Origin of the sequence: Candidatus Spongiihabitans sp. (genome assembly GCF_965247905.1) — a bacterium.
Lineage (GTDB): Bacteria > Pseudomonadota > Gammaproteobacteria > Arenicellales > Poriferihabitantaceae > Spongiihabitans.
On record NZ_OZ252047.1, the window covers coordinates 305319 to 317257 of the forward strand.

Consider the following 11939-nt stretch of genomic DNA (forward strand, 5'->3'; position numbering starts at 1 on the left):
CCAAAAATAACAATCAAACGCAACATTAGACAGCGTACTTAACCATGGCAATGAAAAGACAAGCACAATGCCATTAAGTTGGAACGAAATCCGTACCCGCGCCCTCGCCTTCTCCAACGAATGGCAAGACGAAGGCTCGGAACAAGCCGAATCACAATCATTTTGGAACGACTTCTTCAACATCTTTGGCATAACGCGCCGCCGCGTCGCCTCGTTTGAAAAACTCGCGAAAAAAATAGACGGCAAGGACGGCTTCATCGACCTGCTGTGGAAAGGCGTATTACTCATAGAGCACAAATCCCGCGGCAAAAATCTCGACCGCGCCTACACTCAGGCACTGGATTATTTCCCCGGACTAAAAGAACGCGAACTGCCGCGTTTCATTTTAGTGTCCGACTTCGCACGGTTTCGGTTGTATGACCTTGATGACGACACCACGCATGAATTTGCCTTGCCCGACCTGCACCAAAACATCCATCACTTCGCCTTCATCGCCGGCTATCAAACCCACAAAATAAAAGAGCAAGATCCGGTCAACATTCAAGCCGCCGAGTTGATGGGAAAATTGCACGACCGCTTGCGCGCCATCGGCTACGCCGGCCACGACCTGGAAATCTATCTGGTGCGCCTGTTGTTTTGCCTGTTCGCCGAAGACACCGGCATCTTTCAGCGTCAGCAATTTCACGATTACATTGAAGACCGCACCGCCGAAGACGGCGCCGACCTGGCATCGCAACTGGACACACTGTTTTATGTGTTGAACACCGCGACCGCCGAGCGTCTGGACAATCGCGATGAATCACTCAACGCATTTCCCTTTGTCAACGGAAAATTATTTGAAGAACGTTTGCGCCCGGCTTCGTTTGACCGTGCCATGCGCGAATCCTTGTTGCAATGTTGCGCGCTGGATTGGAGTCGCATCTCGCCGGCGATTTTCGGTTCGCTGTTTCAATCCATTATGGACAAAGAAGCGCGGCGCAATCTCGGCGCGCATTACACCTCGGAAACCAATATTTTGAAACTAATCAACCCGCTTTTTATGGACGACCTGCGAGCCGAGTTTGAAAAAGTAAAAAACAACCGAAACAAATTATTTGAATTTCATAAAAAACTGAGCACCTTGAAATTCCTTGACCCGGCTTGCGGCTGCGGGAACTTTTTAGTGGTCGCCTATCGTGAATTGCGCTTGCTGGAACTGGAAGTGTTGCGCGTCTCCAGAAAAGGCATGAAAACGTTTGATGTGCACAGCATGATCGCGTTGGATGTGAATCAATTTTACGGCATAGAAATTGAAGAGTTCCCGGCGCAAATCGCGCAAGTCGCGTTATGGCTGGTGGATCATCAAATGAACCTGCTGGTCTCGCAGGAATTTGGCTTGTATTTCGCGCGCATCCCGCTGACCTCCAGCGCCAGCATCGTGCATGGCAACGCCTTGCAGATGGACTGGCGGGAAGTTATTGCGCCGGAAAGACTGAGTTTTATTATGGGGAATCCGCCGTTTATTGGGAAGAAAGAACAAAGCAAAGAACAAAAAGCGGAAGTAAAACAGATATTCGCCGGCATTAAAGGAAACGGCGTATTGGATTATGTGACTTGTTGGTATATGAAAGCCGCCCAATATATTGCGGGAACAAAAATCAAAGTTGCTTTTGTTTCCACGAAGTCCATCGTGCAAGGTGAGCAGGTAGGCGTATTGTGGAATGAAATGCATCGACTTAACTACCATATATTTTTCGCACATCGCCCTTTCAAATGGACGAACGAAGCAAGAGGCAAGGCTGCCGTGCATTGCGTGATTATCGGGTTTGCGGGGCAGGATATTTCACGCAAACAACTTTTTGATTATGAAACCGTTACTTCCGACCCTAGTCTTATTGCCGTAAAAAGAATCAATGCCTATCTTGTTGATGCTGCCGAAGCAATCGTTCTTGGTGCATCAATTCCTATTTGCAAACAAGCTCCGAAAATAAATTATGGTAGCATGGGAATTGACAGCGGACATTTGATTTTAACTGAAGAAGAAAAAACAGTTTTGTTGTTGGAAGAACCGGAAGCAGAAAATTATATTCGGCCATTTATCGGTGCCGAGGAATACATCAAAGGGAAAAAACGATACTGCCTATGGTTAAAAGATGCGCCGCCTCAAGAAATTAGAAAACTAAAACATATCAGAGGGCGCATTGAGAAAGTAAAACAATTCCGATTGTCGAGTAATCGGAAAGAAACTAAAGCACTCGCTAATACACCTATGCTGTTTGGAGAGATTCGACAGCCCGATGACGAGTATTTGATTATTCCAAAAGTTTCATCCGAGTCGCGGCACTATATCCCGATTGGTTATTGCCCCAAACACTATATCGCCAATGGCAGCAGTTTGGTGATTGCGAAGGCAAGCAAATATGACTTTGGAGTTGTAACATCGCAGATGCACATGGCGTGGATGCGGGCGGTTGGCGGTAGATTGGAAAGTCGCTATCAATATTCGAGTAGTCTTGTCTACAACAACTTTCCCTGGCCCAAAGACCCCAGCGAAAAACAAACCGCCGACATTGGAAATAAAGCCCAAGCCGTGCTGGATGCCCGCGCACAATTCCCCGACTCCACCCTCGCCGACCTTTACGACCCGCTCAGCATGCCGCCGACGTTACAAAAAGCACACCAAGCACTCGACAAAACCGTCGACCGCGCCTACCGCAAAACCACATTCAACAACGAAGCCGAACGCGTCTCCTTCCTGTTTGACCTCTACCAACAATACACCGCCCCGTTGCTACCGAAGAAAAAACCCAAACGCCGGAAATGAGAGTGGTTATTCCTCTGGCTCTTTCAACGCTGCTTGAATTGTGTCTGCGTGTTTGGAAAGCTTATCCATTGCGAGACTCAAATCATCCTCACCTTTCCCAGCACAAGATGACTTAATCAGTTCAAGTGCAATTTCTACCGCGTAGACACGGATTTCCAAAGCAGACTTTACTTTACCGTGAATTTTGGTATCGCCAATAATGGCTATGTTTGTTTCATCGCTCATAATAATTCTCCCGATAAATAATTAAAAAAACTTTGGGTGCAGGTATTAGCAAAAAATCGCCTGTGTGAGTGCCCTGCCTCATTGCCATTCCTGCCTGCACAGAAATGACGAATGAGAGAGGAAGTTGATATCAATGACGATATGACTTAAACGCGATTCTGATGCTGGTTTTGTGATGCCTATCCAACATCTCTAACACCTGGGATGCGTAGTTAAATAATGACAATGCTTTTAAGCTATTTGCTTTGGTTCCATAATCAAGCGATTCTCCATGCATAACCGTGTGCCGATTGAGTTTGTTAGACCCTTCTTCACGCTCATGTTCACTTGCATTTATTGGTGTAGTAATGGTCAATGGACCTAATAATGCAGCCATATATTTAGTTTTTACTCTTTTCGCCACATAGTTTGCTATTTTAGGTTGCTTGTTTTCTTTCATGAAAAGATTCTTACCCGTCATTTCTTTGCATACGCCATCTGTTTGCATCAAGAATGCAGGGACTGACAAGTTGTATTCTCCACAACGGTGTGCATTGAATGCTGAGCGAATGTTATCCGCACGATGTGGAAACCGCGTTATTAGAGATGTTTCAATCTCATCAAGTCGCCATTCAAAATATTCCATTAATATGTATTCAATCCCTACAATATCTTCTTTTGTTGTTTCTTTGAGTTCCTGAAGCATGTCCACTGACATATTTAAATCGAAAGACCAGCAATGCTCCGCCAACAGCAAACTTGCTTCTCCTGTCGACTGGAAATGTTCCTCGTAAATGCGATGCTGATTCTCAACAGCGAGGATGAAGCCGCAAGCAATCGGTACGAAATATCTTTCTATTTTCTCTATGGCCTTAGCCCACTCGCTCCCAGGCTGGAAAGATTTTTCAATCCTTTTTACGGCTTCTCGGATTGAATCAAACTGTCCCTGATGCCTGTCGGACCATAGTTTAATAGAATAATCCACGGCTCTAGTCACCTCAATTACAGGCTGTAAAATTTTTTCAATCCTTTTTGTGTTTTCTCGTAGTGAGTCAAATGGTTCCTGATACTTGTCAGACATTGACTTAATGGTTTTTTGCGTCAAGTCAAATTGTTCCTGATGCATATCAAAGAATCGATTAAGTGAGGACTGCGTGGTCTTACTCAATTCGATAGCAGGACGGAAAGATTCTGCAGCATTTTTTACGACTACTTCAAGAGGTGCATATTGCATCCTCAATTGCGCCCGCCCAAGCCTTAGCCGCTTATTCAAAGATTCCATTTCCCGATGATTCTTTGCCTGATTGTCTTTGCTGTCTGTCATTACCTTGTTCCTATGATTCGTTTACTACTATTCCATCCCTACACGCCAACTGGATTCTCGTCTGCGCGGGAATGATCATAACCCCCCAGAAACGGCATATTACATTATTTTTGACTGACAGGTCAAGCGTTTATTCCAAATTTTTGATAAAAAATATAATTAGCACATACAATATAACTTATTGAATAATAGAATATTTATTTACCTTATTCGAAATAAAGTAAAACTTGCATAAAAAGTTGTGTAAATAAGTGCTGGACAAATTGTTACTGTAAACTTATAGTAATGCGCATACCACAAACCGGAGAATAGCAAAATGTCCTTTGAACACCTGATGTTTAAGCGTCACTGGGATTTATCTGAAGAAACAATCTACAAGTTGGGGCGGTGTAAGGCACTGGTCGACTGCATTGCAGATGTACCACTTAGCCCTGAGGTCAAGAGAGAACTCAAGCTGGTTTCCTTGCGCAAAGGCATCCAGGCGACTACCGCCATTGAAGGTAATACCCTCAGCGAGGAAGACATCGAAAAAATTATGGCAGGCGAACATCTTTCGGAAAGCAAAGCATATCAAGAGCAAGAAGTGAAAAACATCACAGATGCGATGAATGAAATCGTAGGTCAGATACATAATCTTCCCGAAATTATCACACCAGAATTTTTGCAAGACTACCATCGTTTGGTTGGCAAAGGTTTATCCGCACCATTTGGTGCCGTGCCCGGGCAGTTCGCTCAGTCGCAACGTGTGGTAGGAAGTTATCGATGCCCTCCGCCCGGGCGAAAACCAGATCAAGTTGAGGGATTGGTGAAGCGAATGTGTGACTGGTTGCAAAAAGAATTTAAATTTGTATCGGGAAAGCAGTCTTTCATGGATGGCATCGTGCAAGCAATTGTGACTCATGTGTATATTGAGTTAATCCATCCCTTTGATGATGGCAATGGCCGCACTGGTCGACTGATTGAGTTTTATCTGTTGTTACGAGCGGGGGTTCCCGATATTTGTGCTCACATTCTCTCCAATCATTACAATACCACTCGCCCGGAATACTATAATCACTTAAAGAAGTGTCAGGAAGAAAGAAATTTAACTTCGTTTATAGACTATGCGGTCACCGGATTTTTTGATGGGATCAAAGAGGTTTGGGATGAAGTTGCTATAGAGTTGCTTGAAAAAGCCTGGCGCGGTCACGTGTATGACAAGTTTGCCAAAATAAAATGGAGCAAGCCATCTTTCAAAAGACGACGACGATTGTTGTTGGAGATGTCACTTTTTGAATCATATAATATTGAAGACATTCCATACATATCTCCTAAAATTTCTCGAGAATATGCCAGAGTGAGCCTAACCACGCTGCACCGAGATATAAAAAGTTTGATAGACGCAAAGTTGTTGGTTATTGACCCTAAAACCAAAAAGATTTCTGCCAATACCGATATTCTGACTGAGAAATACCCCGAAAGGCGGCAGTAATGACAAGGTGGGGGAACCGCGATAAAAGGAGTTCGGCTACGCCGAACGGTTTAATGACTGGATTGCCCGGAACAAGCCGGGCAATGACAAATGATAGGCAATGGTGAATTGAGAGGACAAAAGCGAGTTGAGATGCCAATGGCACATTGAGAATAAGAAGTCCGGCTACGCATCCTCCCTGCCGTCATTCTCGCCGCTCCCTTATATTTGTCATTCTCGCCGGCAGGCGGGGATCCAGAGTGGCGGCGTTAGCCGCCGGGACGCGCTCATACATTAGCGGTAAGCAGCAAGCATCATCGCCTTGCCGTCATTCTCGCATCGAACGGCGCGGCTTCGCCGCAAATGAGTCCGGCTACGCCGGACGGCATATTCCACTGGATTGCCCGGAACAAGCCGGGCAATGACGAGTTGGGGGAGACAATGGAGAATCGCAAAGTGTGACTCTCTTTGAGACGCCAAAAGTAAACGAGAAAAAGTCCGGCTACGCCAGCTGGGCAATAACCGCTACAATCCCTGATTATTAACCAACCGGAGTGCCAAATGTTATGGACCTATACATCAACTACCAAACCTTCAGATTTACTTGTAAACTCGGCGTTCTCCTTTTCAAAGATTAATGCCTGTTTTGCTTGCCATGACTGAAAGAATTGCCCGAGTCACCCGCAACACCAAAGAAACCCAGATTGATATCACTATCAATCTGGATGGCGCGGGAAAAGCGGATTTTGATACTGGAATCCCGTTTCTGGAACATATGCTTGAGCAAATTGCCAGGCACGGCGTTATCGATATTAAAATTAAGGCGACCGGCGATTTACACATCGATGATCACCACACGGTAGAGGATATCGGCATTACTCTCGGTCAGGCGATTAGCAAGGCATTAGGGGACAAAAAAAGCATTCGTCGTTATGGACATGCTTATGTGCCATTGGACGAGGCGCTCAGTCGGGTGGTAATAGATTTCTCGGGCAGACCGCTATTGGTAAGCCATGTGAAATACCCGGACAGAAACATTGGAAAATTTTCGACTGGATTGATTCATGAATTTTTCCAGGGGTTTGCCAATCATGCGCTGGCGACCTTGCACTTGGATTGTTTTCGCGGAGAAAATTCCCACCATATCGCCGAGACTTTATTCAAAGCCTTTGGTAGAGCGTTGCGGATGGCCGTTGAACTGGATGCGCGGGTAAGCGATGTTCCGTCCACCAAAGGCCTGCTGTAAAAGGGGATGCTGTAAAAGGGTATGCTGTAAATTTCGTGTATAAATTTATGCTCAAGGTTAGGTTCAGCGCGGAAAATTTGCCATGCCATTCACCCAGCCATTTAGGGGTCAAACCCGCGAATTAGCATGACCAGGATAGTCATTGTCGACTTGGGCACGGGTAATCTGCGCTCGGTCAGCAAGGCGTTGGCTTTCGTAAGCAGCGACACCGAGGTCAGCATTACGGCGCAGGCCGATGCCATTGAAGGCGCTGATTATCTCGTTTTGCCCGGGCAAGGCGCAATCGGCACTTGGTTTAACCAATTAAATAGCAACCCGGCATTGAAAACCGCTGTTTCCAAGCGTCTGAATGAAGGCCCGGTTCTGGGAATATGTCTTGGGCTTCAAGCGTTGTATGACCATAGCGAGGAAAATGGCGGCACTCAGGCATTGGGTATTTTGTCCGGGCGCGTAAAACACTTTTCAACTCATCCGAAGCATCAAATAGAGGGTCAAACAAATGATGGCCAAACAAACGATGGAAAGGCAGGCAGACTAAAAATTCCGCATATGGGTTGGAATCAGGTGAACAAATGCGTTGATCATCCGCTGTGGCATGGTATTGATGACCATGAGCGGTTTTATTTTGTGCACAGTTACTACGTTGAAAGCGACATTAAAAATCAGGTGATGGGCGAGTGTCGGTATGGCAATCGATTTACCGCTGCTGCGGGTTCGAGGAACATTTTTGCGACCCAGTTTCATCCCGAAAAAAGCCAGCATGCAGGCTTGCGAATGCTGAAGAATTTCATTACCTGGAACGGGTCTTTTTAATCATGCTGCTGATTCCGGCGATTGATATCAAGGACGGCAAATGCGTACGCCTGCGCCAGGGCGACATGAACCAAGCCACGGTGTTTGCTGATGACCCGGTCTCGGTCGCGCAAAGATGGGTTGATGCCGGCGCCCGGCGGCTGCACATCGTCGATCTCGACGGCGCGATCAAAGGCGAACCGGTCAACGCCGATATTGTGCGCCGCATCGCTGAACGCCACCCGGCGTTGCCGATCCAGATTGGCGGCGGGATTCGCGACCAAGCGACTGTCGATAGTTATCTTCAAGCCGGGGTGCGTTATGTGATTATGGGCACGCAGGCGATTAACCAGCCGCGCCTGATCAGCGACTTATGCACAGAATATCCTGACCAGGTGATGGTCGGGCTGGACGCCAAAGACGACAAAGTCGCCACCGACGGCTGGTCGAAACTAACCAAGCACGATGTCATCGACCTGGCACGGCGCTTTGATGATGCCGACGTGGCGGCAATCATCTACACCGACATCGCGCGCGACGGCATGATGCAGGGCGTTAATATCGAGGCCACCGCGGCGTTGGCGCAGGCGGTGAATACTCCGGTGATTGCGTCCGGCGGCATTCGCAATATTGACGACATCAAGAAACTGGCGGCGCGCGCGGGCATCGTCGGCGCGATCGCGGGCCGGGCGCTCTACGAAGGCGCGCTGGATTTCGCGCAAGGGCAATGCGCCGCGGATGAAATTTCCGGCGCAGGTGGTTTTGGTGGGTAATTTTTCAATGCCATCTCTAAGCGCTCGGTCCAGGCAGCATTGATGACGCTCGCCAAAAGAATCATTCCGTGTCTGGATGTGGATGCCGGGCGCGTGGTCAAGGGTGTCCAGTTTGTCGATATCAAGGATGCGGGCGACCCGGTGGAAGTGGCCCGCCGTTACGACCGCCAAGGCGCTGACGAAATCGCTTTTCTGGACATCACTGCCAGTTCTGACCATCGCGACACCCTGGTCAATGTGGTCGAGCAGGTTGCCAGCGAAGTCTTTATTCCGCTGACCGTCGGCGGCGGCATCCGCGAGTTGAGTGATATTCACAAAATGCTCGGCGCCGGCGCCGACAAGGTTTCCATCAACACCACGGCGGTCAAAAACCCGAAATTCATCCGCCAGGCCAGCAAGCATTTTGGCAATCAATGTATTGTCGTGGCCATCGATGCCAAACGCGTGGCCGCTGATGTCGATGCGGATGATGCCGATAATCCTCGGTGGGAAATTTTTACCCATGGCGGCAGAAACGCCACCGGACTCGATGCCCTGGAATGGTCAAAAAAAATGACCGACTACGGTGCCGGCGAGTTGTTGGTCACCAGCATGGATCGCGATGGCACCAAAAACGGATATGATATCGCCTTGCTGCGGCGCATCACTGACAATGTATCGATTCCTGTCATTGCATCGGGCGGCGTGGGCACGCTGGAGCATTTAGCGGCCGGCGTGATCGACGGCGGCGCGGACGCAGTGCTGGCGGCGAGCATCTTTCACTATGGCGAATATACCGTCGAACAGGCTAAACAATTTATGGCCGCTCGGGGCATCACCGTAAGACTCCCATCAATGTAAGACCACGACAATTCTATTTTCCATTTAAAAGCATCCGCGGATGTCGCAGATGAGCACAGATAAAAATAATGCAATTAAATCTGTGAAAATCTGCGACATCCGCGGATAAAAATAATAGCATTCCATGATGAAAACGATATTAGATGAAATAAAATGGAACGAAGCCGGGCTGGTGCCGGCGATCGCCCAGCAGCACGACAGCGGCAAAGTGTTAATGGTGGCGTGGATGAACCGCGAGGCGCTGGCGGCCACCCTCGCCGAAGGTCGCGCGGTGTACTATTCGAGGTCGCGCAAGAAATTATGGCGCAAAGGCGAGCAGTCCGGACATGTGCAAAAACTAAAGGAACTTCGCCTTGATTGCGACAGCGATGCGGTGTTAATACAGGTTGAGCAAGTCGGCGGCATCGCCTGTCATACTGGTCGTCATACCTGCTTTTACCGCTGCGCCGAGGGCGGCGCGTGGCGCGAAGTGGAGCCGGTGGTGAAAGACCCGGCCGAGATTTATCGCCCACAATCGCCGTGATATCCAGTACACTCATCAATATTCATCAACAGGCGGAGACAAAATTATGGGCATAGGCGGCATTAGTCCGGTTCAGTTAATCATCATTTTAGTGATCGTGTTATTGATTTTCGGCACCAAGAAACTGCGCAACTTGGGCGGCGACCTCGGCGGCGCGATCAAGGGTTTCAAAAAGGCGATCAAGACCGAAGAGACGACGGCGGCCACTGAGAAAGACGGCGAGCAAGACGGCGAAACGGCGAGTGAAGAAATAAGCGAAGCAGAAGCGGTCGTTACCGAAAAAGCGGAAAGCGACAAGGAAAAATCCTGATTTAAATTCCCATGTTTGATGTTGGCTTTTGGGAGATGGCGTTTATTGGCGTCATCGCCCTGGTGGTCATTGGGCCCGAGCGCCTGCCCGGCGTGGCGCGCACCGCGGGTCTGTGGGTCGGCAAGGGCCGGCGTATGCTCAACGAGGTGATGGCGGACGTCAAGAAGGAGATGAAAGAGTATGACGACAACGAGTATGGCTTGAAGCAAGTCAAAGCGTTAAGCGACGACCTGAAGTCGGCGGGCGCGGCGGTCGGCGAGGGGCTGACGGACATCACCCAAGCGGGCGCGGCGGCGAAGAAAGAGGTCGGCGCCGCATTGCGGAAATCCGCGGATGATGTGTCCGAATCGCCAAGCCCGGGCGGCGGCAAAAAGACGGCGGCGACACCGATGCCGCACGTGAAAAAAACCGGCGATGGCTCCTACTACATTTATGAAAGTTTGTATCGTAATCGTGAATACACCATCATACATAAAGGGACGTGTGAGTTTTGTCTGCACGGACATGGCCGCGGCGCCGGCTCCGACCCGCGATATACTAAATGGCATGGCCCCTTCGGCAGCATGAAAGAGGCGAGACATGAGCAAGCAAAGATAACCGGTAAAAAACACCGCGAGTGTGAACCCTGCGCCAACCGAATTGAGCCACGACCATGACCGCCCCCGCCGCCGAAGGTACGCTGGTCTCGCACTTGATCGAATTGCGCGACCGATTGTTGCGCGGCGTGTTTTCGGTGCTGGTGTTTTTCATCCTGCTCGCGCCGTTCGCCAACGACCTGTATGAGGTGTTAGCCAAGCCGCTGATGTCGGCCCTGCCCGAAGGCAACAGCATGATCTCGACCGAGCCGCATGGCCCGTTTTTTGTGCCGTTCAAGTTCGCGTTCGCGTGCGCGTTCGCCCTCGCGGTGCCGTATTTGTTGTATCAAATCTGGGCGTTTGTGGCGCCGGGACTCTATAAACATGAAAAACGGCTGGTGGTGCCGCTATTGGTTTCCAGCAGCGCCTTGTTTTATTTAGGAATCCTGTTCGCGTATTTCGTGGTGTTTCCGTTGATATTTGAATTTTTTGCCAATACGGCCCCTGAAGGCGTGGCGGTAATGACTGACATCAACGCCTATCTCGGATTTGTAATAAAATTATTTTTTGCATTTGGCGTGGCCTTCGAAGTGCCGGTGGCCACCGTGTTGATGATTTACATGGGCGTCGCCACCGAGCAAAGCCTGGCGAAAAAACGCCCCTACATCATCGTGGCGGCATTTGTGCTCGGCATGTTATTAACACCGCCGGATGTTTTTTCGCAAACCTTGCTGGCGCTGCCGGTATGGCTTTTGTTTGAAATCGGCTTGATTTGCTCACGCTTCTTGAAAAGCCGCGCCGACAATGACCCAGTCGGTGATGAAGCCAGCGATGATTAACACGAATGACAGACTCGCCCCGCGCCCTATCTGGCTTTGCATGGCGATGACCCGGTCGCTTGGCAGACATGGAATGAGGAAGCGGTGCAATAGCCAGACAACAAAACAAAACTCTTTATCTTTCGATGGGTTATTTTGCGTGCCGCTGGTGTCACGTGATGTAGCAGGAAAGTTATAAAAACGAAAAAATCGCCAAGTTTCTGAATGAAAATTTTATTCCGGTAAAAATCGACCGCGAGCTTGAGTCGGCACTGGATCGT

Annotated in this window: 12 protein-coding genes and 2 pseudogenes; 11 read left to right on the top strand and 3 right to left on the bottom strand. The window is 49.0% G+C overall.

All coding sequences use genetic code 11. The annotated features are described in order from the left end of the window. Window positions 1–67: 67 nt before the first annotated feature. Window positions 68–2803: a class I SAM-dependent DNA methyltransferase gene (locus ACP158_RS01655; protein WP_424947264.1), complete on the top strand. Its 2736-nt coding sequence runs from the start codon at window positions 68–70 to the stop codon at window positions 2801–2803. Between the two features lie 6 nt (window positions 2804–2809). On the opposite strand, the gene ACP158_RS01660 is transcribed toward ACP158_RS01655, so the two are convergent. Together ACP158_RS01660 and ACP158_RS01665 are read right to left on the bottom strand one after the other, a co-directional pair. After that, window positions 2810–3028 (bottom strand): hypothetical protein, encoded by a 219-nt coding sequence (locus tag ACP158_RS01660; protein ID WP_424947265.1) that lies wholly within the window; start codon window positions 3026–3028, stop codon window positions 2810–2812. A 130-nt stretch (window positions 3029–3158) separates the two neighbouring features. Beyond that, window positions 3159–4331 (bottom strand): hypothetical protein, encoded by a 1173-nt coding sequence (locus tag ACP158_RS01665; RefSeq protein WP_424947266.1) that lies wholly within the window; start codon window positions 4329–4331, stop codon window positions 3159–3161. Window positions 4332–4647: 316 nt separating this feature from the next. Between ACP158_RS01665 and ACP158_RS01670 the strand changes: the two genes are divergently transcribed. Then, entirely contained in the window at window positions 4648–5802 is a 1155-nt protein-coding gene (locus ACP158_RS01670; protein WP_424947267.1) for a Fic family protein, read from the top strand. A 293-nt stretch (window positions 5803–6095) separates the two neighbouring features. On the opposite strand, the gene ACP158_RS01675 is transcribed toward ACP158_RS01670, so the two are convergent. Further along, the gene (locus ACP158_RS01675) at window positions 6096–6236 is read right to left on the bottom strand and encodes a hypothetical protein (protein WP_424947268.1); all 141 of its coding nucleotides are present in this window, start codon (window positions 6234–6236) and stop codon (window positions 6096–6098) included. 200 nt (window positions 6237–6436) lie between these two features. On the opposite strand from ACP158_RS01675, the gene hisB reads away from it, so the two are divergent. The 9 genes and pseudogenes from hisB to ACP158_RS01720 form a co-directional block, all read left to right on the top strand. After that, the gene (gene hisB, locus ACP158_RS01680) at window positions 6437–7027 is read left to right on the top strand and encodes an imidazoleglycerol-phosphate dehydratase HisB (protein ID WP_424948379.1); all 591 of its coding nucleotides are present in this window, start codon (window positions 6437–6439) and stop codon (window positions 7025–7027) included. Window positions 7028–7153: 126 nt separating this feature from the next. Further along, on the top strand, window positions 7154–7840 hold the full coding sequence (gene hisH, locus ACP158_RS01685) for an imidazole glycerol phosphate synthase subunit HisH (protein ID WP_424947269.1): 687 nt from the start codon (window positions 7154–7156) through the stop codon (window positions 7838–7840). 2 nt (window positions 7841–7842) lie between these two features. Beyond that, the gene (hisA, locus tag ACP158_RS01690; RefSeq protein ID WP_424947270.1) at window positions 7843–8592 is read left to right on the top strand and encodes a 1-(5-phosphoribosyl)-5-[(5-phosphoribosylamino)methylideneamino]imidazole-4-carboxamide isomerase; all 750 of its coding nucleotides are present in this window, start codon (window positions 7843–7845) and stop codon (window positions 8590–8592) included. A 42-nt stretch (window positions 8593–8634) separates the two neighbouring features. Then, window positions 8635–9432: an imidazole glycerol phosphate synthase subunit HisF gene (hisF, locus tag ACP158_RS01695; RefSeq protein WP_424947271.1), complete on the top strand. Its 798-nt coding sequence runs from the start codon at window positions 8635–8637 to the stop codon at window positions 9430–9432. Between the two features lie 127 nt (window positions 9433–9559). Beyond that, complete coding sequence (gene hisI, locus ACP158_RS01700; protein WP_424948380.1) at window positions 9560–9955, top strand: phosphoribosyl-AMP cyclohydrolase; 396 nt, start codon at window positions 9560–9562, stop codon at window positions 9953–9955. A gap of 46 nt (window positions 9956–10001) precedes the next feature. Beyond that, the gene (tatA, locus tag ACP158_RS01705) at window positions 10002–10265 is read left to right on the top strand and encodes a twin-arginine translocase TatA/TatE family subunit (RefSeq protein WP_424947272.1); all 264 of its coding nucleotides are present in this window, start codon (window positions 10002–10004) and stop codon (window positions 10263–10265) included. An 11-nt stretch (window positions 10266–10276) separates the two neighbouring features. Beyond that, entirely contained in the window at window positions 10277–10921 is a 645-nt protein-coding gene (gene tatB / locus ACP158_RS01710; protein WP_424947273.1) for a Sec-independent protein translocase protein TatB, read from the top strand. Then, window positions 10918–11673, top strand: a pseudogene (tatC, locus tag ACP158_RS01715) (twin-arginine translocase subunit TatC); the annotation flags it as partial. The gene tatB and the pseudogene tatC, both read left to right, overlap by 4 nt. A gap of 131 nt (window positions 11674–11804) precedes the next feature. Continuing rightward, window positions 11805–11915, top strand: a pseudogene (locus ACP158_RS01720) (DUF255 domain-containing protein); the annotation flags it as partial. Window positions 11916–11939 lie beyond the last annotated feature (24 nt).

What these genes read in the sequence shown, in the direction of transcription:
- hisI (WP_424948380.1), top strand. Translation starts at nt 9,560, where the DNA reads ATGAAAACGATATTAGATGAAATAAAATGGAACGAAGCCGGGCTGGTG.
- ACP158_RS01665 (WP_424947266.1), bottom strand. Translation starts at nt 4,331, where the DNA reads ATGACAGACAGCAAAGACAATCAGGCAAAGAATCATCGGGAAATGGAA.
- hisH (WP_424947269.1), top strand. Translation starts at nt 7,154, where the DNA reads ATGACCAGGATAGTCATTGTCGACTTGGGCACGGGTAATCTGCGCTCG.
- hisA (WP_424947270.1), top strand. Translation starts at nt 7,843, where the DNA reads ATGCTGCTGATTCCGGCGATTGATATCAAGGACGGCAAATGCGTACGC.
- ACP158_RS01655 (WP_424947264.1), top strand. Translation starts at nt 68, where the DNA reads ATGCCATTAAGTTGGAACGAAATCCGTACCCGCGCCCTCGCCTTCTCC.
- hisB (WP_424948379.1), top strand. Translation starts at nt 6,437, where the DNA reads ATGACTGAAAGAATTGCCCGAGTCACCCGCAACACCAAAGAAACCCAG.
- ACP158_RS01660 (WP_424947265.1), bottom strand. Translation starts at nt 3,028, where the DNA reads ATGAGCGATGAAACAAACATAGCCATTATTGGCGATACCAAAATTCAC.
- hisF (WP_424947271.1), top strand. Translation starts at nt 8,635, where the DNA reads ATGACGCTCGCCAAAAGAATCATTCCGTGTCTGGATGTGGATGCCGGG.
- ACP158_RS01670 (WP_424947267.1), top strand. Translation starts at nt 4,648, where the DNA reads ATGTCCTTTGAACACCTGATGTTTAAGCGTCACTGGGATTTATCTGAA.
- tatA (WP_424947272.1), top strand. Translation starts at nt 10,002, where the DNA reads ATGGGCATAGGCGGCATTAGTCCGGTTCAGTTAATCATCATTTTAGTG.
- tatB (WP_424947273.1), top strand. Translation starts at nt 10,277, where the DNA reads ATGTTTGATGTTGGCTTTTGGGAGATGGCGTTTATTGGCGTCATCGCC.